Genomic DNA, 20,052 nt, shown 5'->3' with positions numbered 1-20,052 from the left:
CTGGGCCCCGGCCCCCCCGGGGTGGCCGCGGCGGCGGGGGGCGGGGGGGGGGGGGGGGGGCCGGCCGGGGGGGCCCGCCGACAGGGCCGCCCGTAGGTGCTCGCTGCGCCTGCCGTAGAGGGCGCGGATCAGCCCGACTCGATCGCCGAAGTGGCGGAACAGCGTGCCCTTGCCCACTCCGGCGGCGACCGCGACGTCGTCCATGGAGACCTGCTCAGGGTCGGTAGCGGCCTCGAACAGCCGATCCGCCGCGGCGAGCACCGCCTCTCGGTTACGTACCGCGTCGGCGCGCACAGACACCCCCCTCCCAAAAGCGGACCGTCGGTCCGCTAAGCTTCAAACGGACCGCCCGTCCGCTTATCCTAGAGCACGACGGGACGGCCACGGACAAGGAGGGAACGACCGTGCCGAACGCCGCCACCGACCTGTTCCACCAGGCCCTGGACCTTCTGCTCGCCAAGGACATGGCGGGATTCATTGGGTTGTTCGCCGAGGACGGGGTGATGGAGTTCCCGTTCGCCCCACCGTGGCAGCCGGCCCGAGTGTCCGGCCGCGCCGCGCTGCACGACTATCTGATCGGCTATCCGGAGATGCTCGACATCTGCGAAATCGTGTAGGTCACCGTGCACGAGACCGCCGATCCGACGGTGATCGTCGCCGAGTTCACCGCCTCCGGCGTCGTCGTCGCCACCGGGAAGCCGTACCGCATGCCGTACGTCGCCGTCCTGACCGTTCGCGACGGGCACCTCGTGCACTACCGCGACTACTGGAACCCGCAGGCCGCGCAGGAACTGCTCGGCACGGGACCGGTCTCCTCATGATCCTCGTCATCGGAGGCACCGGAACGACCGGCCGGCTCGTCACCGCGAAACTCGCCGCCGGCGCCCACCCGGCCCGCGTCGCCAGCCGCCGGCCAGCCGCAGGAGACGTCCGGTTCGACTGGTACGACCGCAGCACCCACGCCACGGCGCTTGACGGCGTCACGGGCCTCTACCTGATTCCGCCCATCGGCGACACCGACCCGGCGCCGACCATGCTGTCCTTCCTCGACCTGGCCCGGCGGGTCGGGGTGCGGCGGGCCGTCCTGCTCAGCTCCTCGGCGATCGACGCCGGCGCTCCCGGCCTGGGCGAGGTGCAGGCCCAGCTCGGCGCGATGATCCCGGAGTGGGCGGTGTTGCGACCGTCCTGGTTCATGGAGAACTTCGTGGGGGACAACCCGCACGCGACAAGCGTGCGGGAACGAGGCGAGATCGTCAGCGCCACCGGCGACGCCCGGGTGGGGTTCGTCGATCCGGCAGACATCGCCGAGGTGGCCGTCCGTACCCTCACCGACCCGACGCCCCACGACACCGAACACGTCATCACCGGCCCCGAGCGGCTGAGCTACGCCGACGTCGCCGCCACCCTCACCGACATCGGCGCCCGGCCGGTGCGACACCGCGCCGTCGACGAGGACGCCCTCGCGGCGTACCACGAGAGGCACGGCGTCCCGCCCGACTTCGCCCGCTTCCTCGCCAGCCTGGACACGGCCATCGCCGCAGGCGCGGAGGACCGCGTCACCACCACCGTCGCGGATGTGACCGGCCGCCCGCCCCGGTCGTTCCGGGAGTTCTGCCGCAGCCGGCTGATCTGATCGGCGGACGAGTTCCACGCCCACCACCTACTCAGCCGCCCTCGGAGTCAGCGCTGCTCGCCAGCCCGACCCACAACAAACCCCTCGTCGACGGCACGGAAACTTTCATGTTCCGGCCCGATAGTTTCCGAGGTTCAGCGACTCCGTCATTGACGAACGTCGACGTCAGAGCGTAGCGTCCGCCATGAAAGTTTCTCGTCGAAGCCGCTCCCCCGGCTCCGAGTCCACCATGGCCAAGGAAACAGCGCGATGAAAAGAGCGATACATAAAGTCCGGCTCCGGACCGTCACCGGGGGCACCCTCAGGCTGCCGCCTGACCACGTCGCCACCGACAAACGTCGTCAATCCCGAGAAAGGTCCCGATGAAAAACAAACGTCTCGCGATCTGGGCAGCCACCGCTCTCCTCGCCCTCGGTGGCATCGGGACGGGCACCCTGGTGGCGCCGGTCTACGGTGCGACCACCGCGGCTGGGGGCAGCCCGCCCGGCGTGGCCGCCGCCGGCTGCGTCGCCGATCCCGCCCTGCGCGGCGCCACGAAGAGTCCGCTCTACACCGTCACGACGGGCGGCACGCCGCTGTTCGTCGAGAAAATGACGAAGTATTCCCTGAGATGCAGGTGCACTATGCGCACTGCTCCATGGCGGGAGCGGGCACGGCCGAGTTCTCGGTCACCGTCGCCGAGAGCTTCAACTCGTACACCGTCAGCCCCAAGAGCCGGAAACTCGCCGTTTCCCGCAGCGGCAACACCATCACCTTCAACAGCGGCCCGAACTATCTGGTCGTCCAATTCGACTCGAAAGAACTGCTGTTCATCCTGATCGACGCGCCCGAGACGAACGCGCCCCAGTTGGGGGACGCCAACGTCACGAACCTCGCCGACTACGGCGTCGACAACACCGGGGCGACCCTGGTCACGGCAAAGATCCAGAGCGCCATCAACGCCGCGTCCGGCGCCACCCGCAACGTCCTGTACGTGCCTCCGGGCCGATACCTGGTCGGCGAGCTGTGGATGAGGAGCAACATGACCCTTTACCTGACGACCGGTGCGGTCCTCTACGGCTCGAACCAGAAGGCGGACTTCAACACCGGCAGCGGTGGGGTGAACATCGAGGGCATGCAGCACGCGTCCCTCCGGATGTTCCAGGTGAGAAACGCCAAGCTGCTGGGTCGCGGTGTCATCGACGGGAATGGGAAGTACCTGCGGGCCCAGGGCATCAACCTGGCCGTGGTGAAGATCGAGGAGAGTTCCGACATCCTGGTCGACGGCGTCACCGTCCGCGACTCCAGCTACTGGAACACGCTCGTCTACCGCAGCGACAAGGTCACCATCAAGAACTACAAATTGATCAACTGCCGGCCCACGACGGGGTACAACAACACCGACGGCGTGGACTTCGACGAGTCGACAAACAGCCTGCTGTCGAACGCGTTCCTCTACACCGGCGACGACAACATGGCGACCAAGAACGAGTCCGCCAGCGGCACGGTCAATACCAAGAACGTCATCCACGAGCACATCGTCTGCTACAGCAACTCCGCCTGCGCGAAGATCGGCACCAAGACCGAAGGAACGTCCATGGACGGGGTCGTCTTCCGCGACATCGACGTGGTGAAGGCGGGACGCTCGATGGTGATCGACGCGGTCGACACCGCCGTCGTCTCGAACACCCGATGGGAAGACGTCAGGGTGGAACAGACCGACAGCCTGATCGACCTGGAGGAGGATCGCCCACCGTCCTGGCGCACGGTGAAGAACACCTCGACGATCCGCAACGCCTACTTCACGAACGTCTCCTCGGACGTGAAGAAGGTCGTCAACCTGCACGGACGATCGTCGAGCATCAACATCAGCGGCGTGCACTTCAGCAACTTCACCGTCCAGGGCAAGCCGGTCACCAGCCAAACCGACCCGGACGCGAGCTGGAACATCAACTCCTACGTCTCGAACATCACCTTCTCCACCACGCCGCCGACCACGCCCCCGCCCACCACGCCGCCGCCGACCACGCCGCCGCCGACCACCTCACCCCCGCCGAGCCAGTCCGGCGCCTGCGAGGTGGGCTACACGATGAACGCATGGAACGACGGATTCACCGCCAGCATCCACATCACCAATCGCAGCGCATCGACGATTGACGGTTGGACCCTGGCGTTCACCCTGCCCAGCGGACAGACCGTGACCAACGGCTGGAACGCCACCTTCACGGGCTCCAGCGGTCAGATCTCCGCCCGGAACGTCTCGTACAACGGGACGCTGGCAGCAGGCGGGTCCACCGACATCGGCTTCCAGGCCACCCATACCGGCAACACCGGCAAGCCTGGTTCCTTCACCCTCAACGGCGTCAGCTGCGCCCTCTCCTAACGACACCTCGACGCAGCCGGTGGGACCGCGCCCGGGACAGGGCCCGGTTCCACCGGCTGCGCGCCGATGTCGTGCAGAACGCCGATCGTGGTGGCAGCCTGCCCGGCCATGTCGTGGATCAGCCGTGCGGCGGGGACAACCTCGTGGACGAGGTTCACCGACTGGCCCGCGTACAGGGCCATGTCGGCCAGCTCGCCGGTCATCCCGGGCATGGGCATCAGGTCCTCGTACCGATGGTGATTCTTGCCGCTCGTGTCGACGGCGACGACATCGCCTTCGCCGGGCCGGTGTGGTGCCGGAGGCGAGCCGGCGGCTTCCCACCGTCGGAGGGTCGCGTTGCGCAACGCGCGGTGTGGCGCGTCCGGCCAGCCGCCGTCGAAGCAGCGGGTGTGCACGGCGTCGGCGCCGGTGGCGGCGACCAGGTGGCGGCGGTACACCGCATGCGTGGCGGCCTCGGCGGTGGCCAGGAAGCGGGTGCCCAGCATGGCGCCCTGGGCGCCGAGCGCCAGCACGGCAGCAACGCCTCGGCCGTCCGCGATCCCGCCGGCCGCCACTACCGGTACGGCGCCGACCGCGTCGACCACGGCCGGTACCAGCGCCATCGTCGACGTGCCGCCGCGGACGTGACCGCCGGCCTCCCAGCCCTGTGCCACGACGACGTCCACGCCGGCCGCGACAGCGCGGACGCCTTCGGCGATCTCGCCGACGGTGTGCAGATGCAGCGCTCCCGCCTCGCGGATCCGGGCGTTCACCTGCGACGGGTTTCCCCAGAACGTGGAGATGATCGGGATTTCCTCGTCCAGGCACACCGTCAGCAGGTCCTCCACCGGAAAGTCGAGAACCAGGTTCGCGCCGAACGGTCGCGCCGTGAGCTCCCGCGTCCGGCGAATGGTTCGGCGTGCCTGATCGGGTGTCTGCCAGGTCAACGCCAGCATGCCGAGGCCACCGGCCTCGGACACGGCCGCCACCAGTTCCGGCCCCGCTGCCGATCCCACCGGCGCCTGGATGATCGGCAGCGGGATGCCCAGTCGTTCGCACAGGGCGGTACGCAATCGCCTCACGGAGCCCCCGGCCGGTCAGTGCCGCCCTGGACCGGATAGTGGATGACGACCGCACCGCCTGTGGCGTAGTTGGTGACATCGGCGGTCACCCGCTGACCGTGCGGCGACGCCCTCGCTGCGGTCATTGCCGCCGCGTCGGTGAACTCGGCTTCGAAGACCGCGAAGTACGGGGTCTGTCCCTGTGTCGCTGCCACGTCGAAGCTGTAGCGCCACGCGAGCAGGCCGGGCAGGCGCGTGACAAGCGGGAGATGGTTTGTCACGTAGTAGTCGCGGAAGTGGTCGGGATCGGCGGGCTCGGGATACAGGACCACCAGCTTGTGCATGCCAACCTCCGCTCAGCGGCGCGGTGATTCGAAAATCGAATCAGTCGATCCGGAGGTTACTGTGTCGGATGCCGAAACATCAAGCGGGCGGGATGACGCGATGACGACGCCTCGGCCAGGGCAGCCGGTACGGGGGTCGAGTACCGGCCGTCCGCTGATGGCCGCCCTCGACCTGTTCGGGCGCCGCTGGAACCTGCGCATCATCTGGGAGTTGCAGCACGGGCCGGTTGGCTTCCGCGCGCTGCGACAGCGTTGCGACAACATGTCCTCAAGCGTGCTGCGGCAGCGGCTGACCGAACTGCTCGACGCACACCTCGTCACCCAGCAGCCGGACACGACCTACGGTCTCACCGAACTCGGCCACGGCGCCTGTCTGGCGCTGCGCCCACTCGTCCGCTGGTCCGACCAGTGGGCTCGCGCCATGTCCGAGGACGGCGAGGCGTAGCGCCGTCACCCGCCCTGCTGGTCGGTGGGTGCCGGCCGCCGTCCGATCAACTCGACGTGGTGGCCGGCTCCCCGGCGCCTCCCTCCTGTCCTGCGGTGACCGGCGCGGCCACCTGCCGGTCGGCCAGGTGCCGGCGCAGTGACCAGCCCACCGCCGCCGCCCAGAGCAGCGCGGCGAGCAGGTAGCAGGCGTACCGGACGACGTCCGGGGCGGAGATCCAGTCGCTGAGCAGCAGGGTTCTGGTGTTGGTCAGGACGATGACCCCGCCGACGGCCGAGCCGAGGACCCGGGGCGGGACCAGCCGTACCAGCCAGGCGGCGATCGGCGCGGCGATCATGCCGCCGAGCAGCAGCGCGGCCACCCAGCCGAAGTTGATGTTCGCCGAGCCGATGCCGACCAGGAATCCCACGCTGGCGGCGACCGCGACCAAGAACTCGCTTGTGTCGATCGACCCGATCACCCGGCGGGGTTCCATCCGGCCGCTGGCCAGGATGGCGGGGGTGCCGACCGGCCCCCAGCCGCCACCGCCGGTGGCGTCCACGAAGCCCGCGACGAGTCCCAGCGGGCCGAGGAAGCGCTTGCGCAGGGGCAGTCCGACGCGTTCCCGGGGCAACCCGGAGACGGTGAACCGGATCAGGACGTACAGGCCGAGGGTGAACAGGATCAGCGACATGATCGGGGCCGCGGTCTCGGTGGAGAGGCGGGAGAGGAAGGTCGCGCCGGCGAACGCGCCGAGGGCGCCCGGGACGCCGACCCGGCGGACCACCGTCCAGTCGACGTTGCCGAACCGCCAGTGCGCGGCGCCGGAGACCAGGGTGGTGCCGATCTCGGCCAGGTGGACGGTCGCCGAAGCGCTCGCCGCCCCGGTGTTGAGGGCCAACAACAATGTTGTGGAGGTCACACCGTAGGCCATCCCGAGACTGCCGTCGACGAGTTGGGCGCCGAGGCCGACGAGGGCGAGGAGAAGCAGGCTACGCACAATTACCGCCGATCCGAAAGGTGAATGGGGGAGGACGGCCCCAGGCAGGGCGGACCACCGGAGCGGTGTTGAGCGTCTCGCCTGGTCGCGAGCCCGGGTGGGGCTGTGGTACTGCCGGAAAATCGGGGGCGGCATATCCGGCGGGGGATCGGCTGACCGCCCGACAGATAGCCCATGAAACGCTCGTTAAGTGAGTACATCGGCAGTCGCCAAAGGCCGGCGTGTGACCAGCCGATACCGGGGGCGGCGGTGCGCTTCGAGTGCCCTCGTCTCGGCGGGGTGACCGTCGACGAGGTCAGCGGCGACGGTCGGAGCCACGACACCAAGCGCAGGAAGACCCCTTACCACCAGGGGATCTGATGATCGAATTCAATCCCACCTCGCCTCACGAATGCCACAGCTAATCGTCGGATAATCAAGGCGTGGACGCCGATACGGATCTTTAACGGTCGATGCAATCAGTGGCAAGAGCCGTTCCACATGGTGGGACATTCGATGAGTTGATCTCCGGTCACCAGGAACTTCCCGAGCCACGTAAAACAGCCTGGAAATAAGTTAGAAAATGAACGGGCAACCAACTGCGACATGATTCGGTGACAACGTCGGCGTATCGGCGATCATTTCGCCTGCTTAACCCGACGACATATCCCCCAGCCCAGGTAGGAAATCTTCACCCCGGCGGCCCTGGTGGTTGGATTTAACCGAGATGTAACTGGGCGAAGCTAGGCTGTGACTCAACGCGAGATCGAACGCCGCAAATTCGATACGCGCTCGCCGGTGTTCGGGCCGGCAATCCCCCCGTCACCACGCGATCCTTCGCGACCGAAGTGGGAGCCCGATGAGTAGCGCACCGTACACGCGTGACCTGATCCTGGTCGTCAGCCCCGTCGGCGTCCTGGAACCCGGCCCACGGATCACGGCCGCCACCGCCGCCGGAGGTGGGCAGGGCATCATCGACCTGGCCACCGGCGACGACTGGTCGCTGCGGGCGCTCGCCCGCGCCGCGAGCTGGTCCGCCACACCGATCGGCGTCCGGGTGCCGGCGGGCTGCCGGGCCACCCCCGCCCAGGTGGCGCGGGCCGCGAACGACCGGGTGGACCTGGTCGTGGTCGAGCCGGCGAGCCCCTGGCCGCTGGCCGAGATCACCCCGCACCACCGGGTGCTCGTGGAGGTGACCAGCCGGGCCGAGGCACGCGCCGCGGCGGCGGCGGGGGCACACGGACTTATCGCCCGGGGCATGGAAGCCGGCGGCCGGATCGGCGAACTCAGCTCGTTCGTCCTGCTCCAGCAGCTCGTCGCCGACGACACCGTCGACCTGCCGATCTGGGTGGCCGGCGGGATCGGCCCGCGCACCGCGGGCGCCTGCCTGATCGGCGGCGCGGCCGGCGTGGTCCTGGACACCCAGCTCGCCCTGATGCCCGAGTCGGACCTGCCGGCCGACGTCCAGGCCGTGATCCGGCGGATGGACGGCTCGGAGACCGTCCTGCGTGACGGGGTACGGGGTGTCCGCCGGGGCGGCCCGCACGGGGCCGACACCGAACTGCTGCCCGTCGGACAGGACGGTTGGCTGGCGGCCACCTTCGCCGACCGCTGGCCGGACACCTCCGCCGCCGTCCGGGGGATGCGCGCGGCGATGCTCGACGCCGTCGACGGCCCCGACGCCGCCGACCTGCTCCAGCCCGGCGCTCCCCTCGCCGCGGCCCTCGGGGTCCGGGTGCCCGTCGCCCAGGGCCCGATGACCCGGGTCAGCGACGAGGCGTCCTTCGCCGCGGCGGTCGCCGACGGCGGCGCGCTGCCGTTCATCGCGCTCGCCCTGAACTCGGCCGACCAGTGCCGCCGGATGCTCGCCGAGACCGCCGCACGGCTCGGCGACCGCCCCTGGGGCGTCGGGGTGCTCGGCTTCGCGCCCGAGGAACTGCGCGCCGCGCAACTGGACGTCATCCGTGAGATCCGGCCCGCCTGCGCCATCATCGCCGGTGGCCGGCCACCGCAGGCCCGCGCCCTGGAGGAGCAGGGGATCAACACCTTCCTGCACGTGCCCTCCCCCGGCCTGCTTCGCCAGTTCCTGCGCTCCGGCGCCCGCAAGTTCATCTTCGAGGGCGCCGAGTGCGGCGGGCATGTGGGTCCCCGGGCGAGCTTCCCGCTGTGGGAGGCCCAACTGGCGGTGCTCGACGACTACCTGGACACCGACCCGGCCGCCGGTGCGCAACTACAGATCTTCTTCGCCGGTGGGGTGCACGACGCCCGCTCGGCGGCGATGGTGGCCACGATGGCCGCGCCGCTGGCCCGCCGGGGCGCCCGGATCGGCGTACTGATGGGCACCGCCTACCTGTTCACCGCCGAGGCCGTGAGCCACGGCGCGGTCCAGCCGTTGTTCCAACGTGCGGCGCTCACCGCCGAGCACACCGCGTTGCTGGAGACCGCCCCCGGGCACGCCACCCGCTGCCTGCACACCCCGTTCGTCGACGACTTCCACCAGCTGCGTACCCAGCTGGAGGGTGCCGGGGTGGAGAACCGCGAGGTGTGGGAGCAGTTGGAGCTGCTGAACGTCGGCCGGCTGCGGATTGCCAGCAAGGGCCTGCGCCGCTCCGGCGACGTCGTCGAGGCCGTCGACGAGAGCGTCCAGGCCAGCGACGGTCTGTTCATGGCCGGCCAGGTCGCCGTGCTGCGCGACCGCGCCACCACCGTCGCCGCGCTGCACGACGCCGTCACCACCGGGGTACGGGGCCTGCACGCCGACCGGCTCGACGCGCTGCGGGCCCGGCTCGCGCCGCCGGCCGCCGAGACCGACCAGCCGCCCGCACCGCTCGACATCGCCATCGTCGGGATGGCCTGCATGCTGCCCGGCTCCCCCGACCTGGACAGCTTCTGGCGCACCGTGCTCAGCGGCGCCGACACCGTCACCGAGGTTCCGGCCGACCGCTGGGACACCGACCACTACTACGCCCCCGCCGTCGGGCCGGGGCAGACCGGCCGGATCAGCGTCTCCAAGTGGGGCGGGTTCATCGAGCCGGTGCCCTTCGACGCCATCGGCTACGGCATCCCGCCGGCCGCGCTGAGCAGCATCGACCCGACCCAGTTGCTCGCCCTTGAGGTCTCCCACCGGGCGCTTGTCGACGCCGGTTACCCGTACGACGCCCCGGGGGTGGACCACGCCCGCACCGGTGTGGTGTTCGGCGCGGAGGCCGGCAGCGACATGGGGCACGCACAGACCCTGCGCACCATGCTGCCGGCGTACCTGGGTGAGGTGCCCGAGCAGATGCAGGAGCTGCTGCCCACGGTCACCGAGGACAGTTTCCCCGGCGTGCTGGCCAACGTGATCGCCGGTCGGGTCGCCAACCGGCTCGACCTGGGCGGCCCGAACTACACCATCGACGCGGCCTGTGCCTCGTCGCTGGCCGCGATGGACGCCGCCTGCAAGGAGCTGGTCGGCGGCGACAGTGACCTGATGATCTGCGGCGGCGCCGACCTGCACAACGGCGTAAACGACTACCTCATGTTCACCTCGGCCCACGCGCTGTCCCCCACCGGCCGGTCCCGCCCCTTCGACAGCACCGGCGACGGGATCGCCCTCGGCGAGGGCGTCGCGTGTGTCGTACTCAAGCGGCTTGCCGACGCCGAACGCGACGGCGACCGGATCTACGGCGTGATCAAGGGGCTCGGCGGGGCCAGCGACGGCCGGGCCCTCGGCCTGACCGCGCCGCGCCCCGACGGGCAGCGGCGGGCCCTGGACCGGGCGTACCACCGCACCGGCATCTCCCCCCGCGAGGTCGGGCTGGTGGAGGCGCACGGCACCGGCACCGTGGTCGGCGACCGCACCGAGCTGGAGACGTTGACCCGGATGTTCGTCGAGGCCGGGGCCGCACCCGGCGGCTGCGCGCTCGGCTCGGTGAAGTCCCAGATCGGGCACACCAAGTGCGCCGCCGGGCTGGCCGGCCTGATCAAGGCGACGCTCGCCCTCCACCACGGCATCCGGCCCCCCACCATCCACCTGGAACGCCCCAACCCGGCCTGGCACCCGCGGCAGAGCCCGTTCGTGTTCTTCACCGAGGCCCGCCCGTGGCCGGTGCCGGCCGCCGAACGGATCGCCGGGGTCAGCGCGTTCGGCTTCGGCGGCACCAACTTCCACGTGGTGCTCAGCGCGTACCCGAACGCGCCGGAACCCCGGCACGCGCACCGGATCTGGCCGGCGGAGCTGTTCTGCTTCCGGGGCACGGACCGCGCCGCCGCCCACCAGGCGATCCGGCAACTGTTGGAGAGCCTGGCCGACGACGGGGGACGGGACCGGCCGGGGCGGCTCGCCGAGCTGGCCGCGTCGGTCGCCACCAAGGCGGCCAACCGGTCCGGCACGACCCAGGTCGCGGTGGTCGCCCGGGACCTGGCCGAACTGGAGACCCTGCTGCACCGGGCCCTGGCCGGCGAGCATGAACCGGCCCGGGGCCTGGTCCAGCCGACCGGGACCGACCCGGTCGGGCCCGGTCAGGTGGCGTTCCTCTTTCCGGGGCAGGGCAGCCAGCGCCCCGGCGCCCTCGGTGAACTCTTCGTCGCCTTCCCCGAGCTGCGGCACTACCTCGAACTCGACCGGCCGGCGGCGGAGCTGCTCTTCCCACCGGCCGCGTTCGACAAGGAGGCCCGACGCGCCCAGGAGGAACGGGTACGCGACACCCGGGTCGCCCAACCGGTGCTGGGCATCGGCGGCCTCGCCATGGACCACCTGCTGCGCCGGCTCGGGGTCCGACCCGACATGACCGCCGGCCACAGCTACGGCGAACTCGTCGGACTCTGCGTCGCCGGGGCGTTCGACGCGGCCACCCTGCTCGACCTGAGCCGGGAACGGGCGGCGGCCATCCTCGGGGCGTGCGGTGAGGACCCGGGCACCATGGCGGCGGTCAACGCCACCGCCGACCAGGTCGCCCAGGCGCTCGCCGGAGCCGGCCTGGCCAGCGAGGTGGTGCTGGCCAATCGGAACGCCCCGCAGCAGGTGGTGGTCTCCGGGCCGACGGCGAAGGTACGGGAGGCGGTGGTCGCGTTCAAGAACGCCGGCCTGTCCGCCCGGACCATCCCGGTGGCCTGCGCCTTCCACAGCCCGGTGGTGGCCGGCGCGGTGGAGACCTTCGCCGACGTGCTCGCCGCCCGCTCGATCGCCGAGCCGCGCATCCCGGTCTGGTCGAACCTGACCGCCGCACCGTACTCCGGCGACGCCGGCCAGGTCCGCCACCACCTCGCCGAACAGATCGGCGCACCGGTCCGCTTCGTCGAGCAGATCGAGGCGATGTACGCCGCGGGCGCCCGCCTCTTCGTCGAGGTCGGCCCCGGCCAGGTGCTCACCCGGCTGGTGCAGGCGGTGCTCGGCGACCGGCCGCACCAGACGGTCGCCTGCGAACGCGGCCCCTCCGACGGGCTGCGCGGATTCCTCGTCTCGGTCGCCGAACTCGCCTGCGCCGGCGCACCGGTCCGCCCCGACTGGCTCTTCCACGGGCGGGTCGCCGACGGCAGCACCACCGCACCGCCCCGTCGTCCGCTCTGGACGGTCGACGGCCAACTCGTCCGGGACCAGCACGGCAACTGTCTTCCCGGTGGCATGACCCCTCCCCGACGGATCAAGGAGTTGTCGATGACCCCTGCCAACGGCACCGCCACCACCCCCGGCGCCGCCACCGGCACCCGCAACGGCCCCGAACCCGCGACCGTCCGGAACGTCCGGACCGTCAGCGGCCCCGAGCCGGCGGCCGTCCGAGACATCCGGGGCGAGTTGCTGCGGGAGTACCTGCGCACCAACCGGGAGATGATCGCCACCCAGCGGGACGTGATGCTCGCCTTCCTCGGCGAACCCCCGGACGCGGGCACCGGGCCGACCCGGCTGCCCACCGAGACCTATGCGCAGGAGTACCCGGCGCTGCCCGCCGGACCGACACCCGCCCCGGATCCCCGACCGGCAGTGGTCCCGGCCACGACACCCGCGCCTGTCGCCCGACCCGCGGCCACCCCCGCCGCGCTGCCCACCGTGTCGGCGTCGAACGGCGGCACCGCGCTGGCCACGGCGCCGGCACCGGCGATCAGCCGGCCCGTTCCGGTCACCCCGGACGTCAGGCCCGTCTCTCCCGCGATCGGCGGCGTCGTCGCCCCCGCCGCGGTGGCCACCGGAACCCCGACCGGCCTGGTGGCGGCCCCCGCGCCGGCCGGTCCGAGCCTCGCCGAGTTCCAGCAGGCGATCCTGGCGGTGATCAGCGAACGCACCGGCTACCCGGTCGACCTCATCGAGCCCGACCTCGACCTCGAAGCCGACCTGTCCATCGACTCCATCAAACGCGCCGAAGTCGCAGGCGAGGTCGCCCAACGCCTCTCCCTCAGCGTCGAAGGCGACGAAAGCGAACTCGAAGACCTCGTCAAGGCCCGCACCGTCCACGCCATGGTCACCTGGCTCGACCAGAAGATGAGCGGCACCATCCACGTCTCGGCCACCACGACCGGCCCGCTTGCGGTGGCCCCCGCCGGGTCGCTCCCCGCCGCCCCGGTCGGACCGCCCGCCGCCCCCGCCGGTGTCTCCCTCGCCGAGTTCCAGCAGGCCATCCTCACCGTGATCAGCGAACGCACCGGCTACCCGGTCGACCTCATCGAGCCCGACCTCGACCTCGAAGCCGACCTGTCCATCGACTCCATCAAACGCGCCGAAGTCGCAGGTGAAGTCGCCCAACGCCTCTCCCTCAGCGTCGAAGGCGACGAAAGCGAACTCGAAGACCTCGTCAAGGCCCGCACCGTCCACGCCATGGTCACCTGGCTCGACCAGAAGATGAGCGGCACCATCCACGTCTCGGCCACCACCGTGCCGGCGATCGTCGCCACGCCGGCCGCCGTCACCGCCGCACCCACCCCCGCACCCGCTTCGACTCCCGCCGGCGCCGGTGTGGGGGCGGGGATCGCGCCGAAGCGGCTGGTCGCCCAGGAGAACGTCCAGCCCGGGCAGAGCGTCGACCCGGCGACCGCCCTCACCGGAATGCGCTTCCTGATCACCGGCGGTGGACCGGTCGGGGCGTACCTGGCGGAACTGCTCGGCGCGTACGGCGCCGGTGGCCAACTGGGCGTGCTCGACAGCGCGCAGGCCGGTCAGGGTTTCGACGGGGTGCTGGTGCTCGACGGGCTGACCAACCTCGACGAGCCGCTGCTGCCCGACGTGTTCCCGCTGTTGCAGCGGGTCCTGACCGCCGGACCGAGCTGGCTGCTCGCCGCCGGGGCGCAGGACGTCACAGGCGCGGCCGACGGCATGCCCGGACTGTTCCGCACGATCGCCCGCGAATACCCCGGACTGGCCGCCCGCTTCGTGGCGGTGGACCCGGCGGCGACGCCGGAAACCCTCGCCCGGCAGCTCATCGACGAACTGCTCACCGTCCCCGACGCCCCGGTGGTCGCCCGGCGCGGTGCCGACCGGTACGTCGCCGACCTGGTCCCGGTCGAGCTGGGCGCGCTGGCCGCCGGGGGTGCCGGACCGGCCGGCGACGGGGTGTCCGAGGCCGCCGCGATCGGCCTGGAACGCGACTCGGTGGTGGTGCTGGTCGGTGGGGCACGGGGCATCACCCCGTGGTTCGCCCGGGCGCTCGCCTCGGCCACCGGCTGCCGCATCGAGCTTGTCGGTCGGACCCCACTGCCGTCCGGCCCGGAGGACCCGGAGCTGGCGAGCGCCGGGGACCGGGCCGCGTTGGTCGGGGTGCTGGCCCGGCGCGGGGCGTCCACACCGGCCGAGATCGCCCGGACCGCGCAGGGCATCCTGGCGGCCCGGGAGGTGACCGCGACCATCGCCGAGCTGACCGAGCTGGGCGGGGAGGTCCGCTACCACGCCCTGGACGTACGGGACGCAGCCGCCACCCGGCGACTGCTGGCCGAGATCCACGCCGAGCACGGCCGCCTCGACGGTGTCGTCTACGCCGCCGGGATCATCGAGGACAAGCTGATCGCCGAGAAGGACCCGGCGTCGTTCACCCGGGTCTTCGACACCAAGGTCGACGGGGCGCGGGGGCTGCTGGCCGGCCTCGACGCGCTACGGATCGCGCCGCGCTTCGTGGTCTTCTTCGGCAGCATCGCCGCCGCCTACGGCAACCGGGGCCAGGCCGACTACGCGGCGGCAAACGACGCCCTGGACTCCATCGGCGCCCGGTACGCGGCCCGGACCGGGGTGCGCTGCCTGACCGTGCACTGGGGACCGTGGGCCCCGGGCGTCGGTCACGGCGGCATGGTCACCGCCGAGCTGAGCCGGGAGTACGCCCGGCGCGGCATCGGCCTGATCGACCCGGAGGAGGGCGCGCTGGCCCTGCTGCGCGAGCTGGCCTGGGCCGACGCGTCGGTCACCTCGGTCGTCTACACCGCATCCGGGTGGTGACGACGCCGATGTGCCGGATCGCGATCGTCGGGATGGCCGCCCTGATGCCCTCGGCCGGTGACCTGGAAAGCTACTGGCGCAACCTGATCAACGGGGTCGACGCGATCACCGACGTCCCCGTCCACCGCTGGGACGAGGAGTTCTACGACCCGGAGCAGGCCCACCGGGCCGACCGGATGTACTGCCGGCGGGGCGGCTTCGTCGACGAGTACGCCACCTTCGAGCCGCTGCGTTTCGGGGTCATGCCCGCCTCCGTCGGGGACATCGAGCCGGACCAGCTCATCACGTTGGAGGTGGCCGCCGCGGCCATCGACGACGCGGGGGGCGACGACAGGTTGCCGGCCCGCGACCGGATCGGGGTGATCCTCGGCCGGGGCGGCATCCTCAGCCCCGCCCAGGCCCGCTACGCCCAGCGGGTGCGGATGTCCAGCCAGGTGGTGAGCATCCTGCGGGAGCTGATTCCGGACGTCGACCCGGCCCGGTTGGAGCTGCTGCGCAAGAAGTTCGACGAGCGGCTCGGGCCGTACCAGCCGGAGGGGACCATCGGCCTGGTGCCGAACCTGGCCGCCTCCCGGGTGGCCAACCGGCTCGACCTGCGCGGCCCGGCGTACACCATCGACGCGGCCTGCGCTTCGTCGCTGATCGCCGTGGACCAGGGCATCACCGAGCTGGTCAACGGCCGGTTGGACGCGGTACTCGCCGGTGGTGTGCACCACGTGCACGACATCAGCTTCTGGTCGGTGTTCAACCAGCTTCGCGCGCTGTCGCGGCAGGGCGAGATCCGGCCGTTCGACGCCGCCGCCGACGGGTTGCTGATCGGCGAGGGCACCGGCGTGGTGGTGCTCAAGCGGTACGCCGACGCGGTGCGCGACGGTGACCGGGTCTACGCGGTGATCCGGGGCAGCGGGGTGTCGAGCGACGGCAAGTCGGCGAGCATGTTCAACCCGGCGGTCTCCGGTCAGGTGCTGGCGATCAGACGGGCCTGGGAGTCGGCCGGGCTCGACCCGACCGCCCCGGACGCGCTGGGGCTGCTGGAGGCGCACGGCACCGGCACCCCGACCGGGGACGCCGCCGAGCTGACCACTGTGGCACAGGTGTTCGGCCCGTACACCGGGGGTCCCCGGCCGGTGATCGGCTCGGTGAAGTCGATGATCGGGCACACCATGCCGGCCGCCGGGGTGGCCGGTCTGATCAAGGCCGCGCTCGCGGTGCACCGGGGGGTGCTGCCACCGACCCTGCACTGCGAGACGCCGCGCACGGAGATGGCGGCGACCCGGTTCGCGCCGATCGACACCGCCCGGCCGTGGGAGAGCGACGGGCCGCGCCGGGCCGGGATCAACGCGTTCGGCTTCGGCGGGATCAACGCCCACCTGATCATCGAGCAGCCGCCGGTGTCGGTGGGCGAGCCGGTGGTCGCGCCGACCGCCCCGGCCGCCGGCCGGGCCGTGGTCGACGAGCCGGACCAGGTGCTCTGGCTGGCCGCGCCGGACCCGGCCGGGCTCGCCGAGCTGTTGGCCCACGACGACCACGAGGTACGCCGGCGCGGCGTCGAGCTGGCGGCCCGCTCGGGCGGGGACGCCCCGGCGCAGACCCGGCTGGGCGTCGTCAACCCGACGGACAAGCTGCTCGCGGTGGCCCGCAAGACGGTCGCCCGGGGCCAGGCGTGGCGGGGCGGGCGGGACATCTGGTTCAGCCCTCGGCCGCTGCTCGGCGCCGGGTCGGGCAAGCTCGCCTTCGTCTTCCCCGGTCTGGAGGCGGAGTTCGCTCCACGGACCGCCGACCTGGCCGCCCATTTCGGCCTGCCGGACCGGGACTGGTCCGCCGCCGACCTGGGCCGGCACGGCGCCGGGCTGATCGAGGTGGGCAAGCTGCTCGACGACGCACTGGCCCGGATCCGGGTACGACCCGACGCCGTCGCCGGGCACAGCATCGGCGAGTGGACCGCCGCCGCGGTCAGCGGCCAGATCAGCACCGCCGCGATGGACGAGTTCCTCGACCTGTTCAACGCCGACTCGGTGGAGGTCTCCGGCTACGTCTTCGCCGCCGTCGGGGCCGGCGCGGACCAGGTCACCCCGCTGCTCGGCGACTATCCCGGGGTGGTCCTGTCGCACGACAACGCCCCGGCACAGTCGGTGGTCAACGGCCCCGAGCCGCAGGTCGACCGGCTCGTCGAGGCGCTGCGTACCCGTAACATTTTGTGTCAGAAGCTGCCGTTCCGGTCGGCGTTCCACACCCCCGCCTTCGCCGACGGACTCACCTCGATCGGCGCCGCCCTGGGCCGCTGGGAGGTGCACCCGACCCGGATGCCGGTGTGGTCGGCGACCCTGCACGCACCGTTCCCCGCCGACGAGGACGAGGTCAACCGGATCTTCGTCCGGCACATGATGGAGCCGGTCTGGTTCCGGCAGACCGTCGAGGCGATGTACGACGCCGGTTTCCGGGTGTTCCTCCAGGTCGGCGCGGGGCAGCTCGCCTCGCTGATCGGTGACAACCTGCGCGGGCGCGACCACCTCGCGATGCCTGTGAACACCGCGCACCGCAGCGGGCTGAACCAGCTACGCCGGGTCGCCACCGCGCTGTGGGTGGAGGGGGCCGCACCGGACCTGCGGGCGCTTGACACCGTGGACCGTACGCCGGCGGCCGGCACCGGCCGGGTGCCGGCTGCGGGCGTCGACGGCGGTCCGACGAAGCCACCGGGCGGTGCCGTCCGGCGTGGCCCGCGGATGAAGCTCGACCTCGGCGGGCCGCTGGTCCGCCTCGGCGCGGACGCCGCCGGTCTGCTCGGGGTGACCGCGTCGCCCGACTCGGCGCCGCCGACGCCGGGCAACGGCAACGGCGCGGCCCGGCCCGTCGTCGCCGCGACCAGCCACGCCGCCGCGACCAGCCACGCCGCCGCCGGCCAGGGCGGCGCACCGACGCCGGCCGCCGCGCCACTCCCGGCCGCCGCGCCACTCCCGGCCGCCGCGCCGACGCCGGTGGCCCGACCGGCGGTCGCGCAGACGCCCGCCGCCCGGTCGACCGCCGCGCTCGACGCGCTGCACCGGCTCGCGGGCGGATCAAGCGCGGCGGCCGAACTCGCCGCCCTGCTGCGGGAGAACACATCGGGCCGGACGGCCACCGGCGGCGGTGGCACGGCGACACCGACCCGCCCCGCCCCGCCGGTGACCCCGACGGCACGGGTCGGCACTCCGCCCGCGCGGCCACCGGTGACCACCAACGGCCCGCTGCGTCCGGTGACCGCCGGGGCCGGTGCCGAGATCGGTCGAATCACCAGGCGGATCTCCCTGGAGACCATGCCGTACCTGCTGGACCACTGCTTCTTCGTGCAGCCCGACGACTGGCCGGACCCGGAGGACCGGTGGCCGGTGGTGCCGGCGACCGCCCTGGTCGCGCACATGATGGAGGCGGTGGAGCAGCTCGTACCAGGCGTCCCGGTGGTGGCGGTGCACGACGCCAAGTTCCACAAGTGGCTGATCGCCGAACCGGCCACCGACGTCGAGATCGTGGTCCGGGCCGCCGGCCCGAACCGGTACGCGGTCGCCTTCGCCGGATATGCGCGCGCGACAATCGAGGTCGGCCCCGCGTACCCGCCGCCGCCGCCGGTCTGGACCCACGACCCGGCCACCGAACGACCGCCGACCCTCGGCGCCGCCGAGATGTACGCGGAGCGGCTGATGTTCCACGGCCCGCAGTTCCAGGGCGTGACCGAGGTGCACGCGCTCGGCGACATGCACGTGCGGGGCGTGGTCACCGCGCCGGAGCCACCCGGGGCGCTGCTGGACAACGCGCTCCAGCTCATCGGCAACTGGCTGATCACCACCCAGCCGTTCCGGACCGTCGCGCTGCCGGTGGGGCTCGGGCAGGTGCGGTTCTACGGGCCACCCCCGCCGGCCGGCCGGGCTTTCGAGTGCGTCGCCCGGGTCCGCGTCATCGACGACGGCAAGCTCGTCGCCGACACCCAGCTCAGCTACCAGGGGCGGGTCTGGTCGGAGATCGAGGGGGCGGTGGACCGCCGGTTCGACAGCCACCCGCAGGCCCGGGTCGCGGAGCGGTTCCCCGAGCGGCACCCGATGTCGCTGTTGCAGCCCGAGGGTTGGACGATGGCCTTCGACTGCTGGACCGACCTGGTCACCCGGGGGATGGCGGCCCGGGGCATCCTCGGCGGCGCCGGTTACGCCGAGTACGAGCGGCAGCCGGCGAAGACCCGCAAGCAGTGGATGCTGGGCCGGATCGCGGCGAAGGACGCGGTGCGGGCCCGGCTGTGGGAGGACGGTCACACCGACATCTACCCGATCGAGCTGACCGTCGGCAACGACCCGGACGGCCGGCCCTGGGTCCGTGGTCGGCCCGGCCGCGACCTCGGCGACTGCGACGTGTCCCTGGCGCACTGCGCGGAGATCGGGGTGGCGATCGCCCGTCGCCGGGCGCCTGGCGCGGCGGCCGGCGGTCCGGGCGTCGGCATCGACGTCGCGGAGGTCACCGACCACCCGGAGAGCACCTTCACCTTCGCCCTCACCCCCGCCGAGCTGAGCCTGCTGTCCTCCCTGGCAGGCACGGACGCCGGGGCCCGACGGCTGTGGTTCACCCGGTTCTGGGCCGCGAAGGAGGCGGTCGCGAAGGCCGAGGGCACCGGGCTCGACGGCTCACCACGTCGGTTCCGGGTGTACTCGGCCACCGACTCGGGACTGACCGTCGAGATCGGCGGGCGGGCGTACCGGGTCGGCCACCGGGACGTGGCCAACCCGGAGGACCTGCCGCCCCGCCGGTACGTCGTCGCCTGGACCTGGGGCCCGGAACCGGCGCCGGCGACCCCGCCCGGGGTGTCCGGGCCGTGATCCACGATCCGGCACGCAGCACCGCCCATCCGACCGACAAGCA

At 72.1% G+C, this 20,052-nt stretch carries 11 protein-coding genes; 7 read left to right on the top strand and 4 right to left on the bottom strand.

The window, feature by feature from the left end:
* A partial coding sequence (locus SM450_RS23835) for a TetR/AcrR family transcriptional regulator (protein WP_474622070.1) occupies nt 1-204 on the bottom strand: 204 nt, incomplete at its 3' end.
* Between the two features lie 200 nt (nt 205-404).
* Between SM450_RS23835 and SM450_RS23830 the strand changes: the two genes are divergently transcribed.
* From SM450_RS23830 to SM450_RS23815, 4 genes are all read left to right on the top strand, one after another.
* Nucleotides 405-617 carry a nuclear transport factor 2 family protein gene (locus SM450_RS23830; protein WP_474621993.1) on the top strand — a complete coding sequence of 71 codons (213 nt, stop codon included), beginning with the start codon at nt 405-407 and terminating at the stop codon, nt 615-617.
* A 6-nt stretch (nt 618-623) separates the two neighbouring features.
* On the top strand, nt 624-821 hold the full coding sequence (locus SM450_RS23825) for a nuclear transport factor 2 family protein (RefSeq protein ID WP_474621992.1): 198 nt from the start codon (nt 624-626) through the stop codon (nt 819-821).
* Entirely contained in the window at nt 818-1,633 is an 816-nt protein-coding gene (locus SM450_RS23820) for a Rossmann-fold NAD(P)-binding domain-containing protein (RefSeq protein ID WP_474621991.1), read from the top strand. The genes SM450_RS23825 and SM450_RS23820 overlap by 4 nt, the downstream gene beginning before the upstream one ends.
* 610 nt (nt 1,634-2,243) lie before the next feature.
* Nucleotides 2,244-3,995 carry a cellulose binding domain-containing protein gene (locus tag SM450_RS23815; RefSeq protein ID WP_474621990.1) on the top strand — a complete coding sequence of 584 codons (1,752 nt, stop codon included), beginning with the start codon at nt 2,244-2,246 and terminating at the stop codon, nt 3,993-3,995.
* Here the strand turns inward: SM450_RS23815 and SM450_RS23810 are convergent.
* A complete protein-coding gene (locus tag SM450_RS23810) occupies nt 3,992-5,047 on the bottom strand; it encodes an NAD(P)H-dependent flavin oxidoreductase (protein ID WP_474621989.1) in 1,056 nt (351 codons plus the stop codon). The genes SM450_RS23815 and SM450_RS23810 overlap by 4 nt on opposite strands.
* Nucleotides 5,048-5,052: 5 nt before the next feature.
* The gene (locus tag SM450_RS23805) at nt 5,053-5,379 is read right to left on the bottom strand and encodes an EthD family reductase (protein WP_474621988.1); all 327 of its coding nucleotides are present in this window, start codon (nt 5,377-5,379) and stop codon (nt 5,053-5,055) included.
* Between the two features lie 157 nt (nt 5,380-5,536).
* Between SM450_RS23805 and SM450_RS23800 the strand changes: the two genes are divergently transcribed.
* Entirely contained in the window at nt 5,537-5,824 is a 288-nt protein-coding gene (locus SM450_RS23800) for a winged helix-turn-helix transcriptional regulator (RefSeq protein WP_474621987.1), read from the top strand.
* 46 nt (nt 5,825-5,870) lie between these two features.
* Here the strand turns inward: SM450_RS23800 and SM450_RS23795 are convergent, their stop codons facing one another.
* Nucleotides 5,871-6,803: a sulfite exporter TauE/SafE family protein gene (locus tag SM450_RS23795; RefSeq protein WP_474621986.1), complete on the bottom strand. Its 933-nt coding sequence runs from the start codon at nt 6,801-6,803 to the stop codon at nt 5,871-5,873.
* Between the two features lie 838 nt (nt 6,804-7,641).
* Here SM450_RS23795 and SM450_RS23790 point away from each other — a divergent pair.
* Both SM450_RS23790 and SM450_RS23785 read left to right on the top strand, forming a co-directional pair.
* Nucleotides 7,642-15,174 (top strand): SDR family NAD(P)-dependent oxidoreductase, encoded by a 7,533-nt coding sequence (locus SM450_RS23790; protein ID WP_474621985.1) that lies wholly within the window; start codon nt 7,642-7,644, stop codon nt 15,172-15,174.
* Entirely contained in the window at nt 15,171-20,009 is a 4,839-nt protein-coding gene (locus SM450_RS23785; protein WP_474621984.1) for a beta-ketoacyl synthase N-terminal-like domain-containing protein, read from the top strand. The genes SM450_RS23790 and SM450_RS23785 overlap by 4 nt, the downstream gene beginning before the upstream one ends.
* Nucleotides 20,010-20,052 lie beyond the last annotated feature (43 nt).

The organism is Micromonospora marincola, assembly GCF_056150385.1.
The sequence above is the reverse complement of the archived record's forward strand: the minus strand, read 5'-3'. Positions and strand labels throughout refer to the sequence as shown.

What these genes read in the sequence shown, in the direction of transcription:
- SM450_RS23800 (WP_474621987.1), top strand. Translation starts at nt 5,537, where the DNA reads ATGGCCGCCCTCGACCTGTTCGGGCGCCGCTGGAACCTGCGCATCATC.
- SM450_RS23805 (WP_474621988.1), bottom strand. Translation starts at nt 5,379, where the DNA reads ATGCACAAGCTGGTGGTCCTGTATCCCGAGCCCGCCGATCCCGACCAC.
- SM450_RS23790 (WP_474621985.1), top strand. Translation starts at nt 7,642, where the DNA reads ATGAGTAGCGCACCGTACACGCGTGACCTGATCCTGGTCGTCAGCCCC.
- SM450_RS23815 (WP_474621990.1), top strand. Translation starts at nt 2,244, where the DNA reads ATGCAGGTGCACTATGCGCACTGCTCCATGGCGGGAGCGGGCACGGCC.
- SM450_RS23820 (WP_474621991.1), top strand. Translation starts at nt 818, where the DNA reads ATGATCCTCGTCATCGGAGGCACCGGAACGACCGGCCGGCTCGTCACC.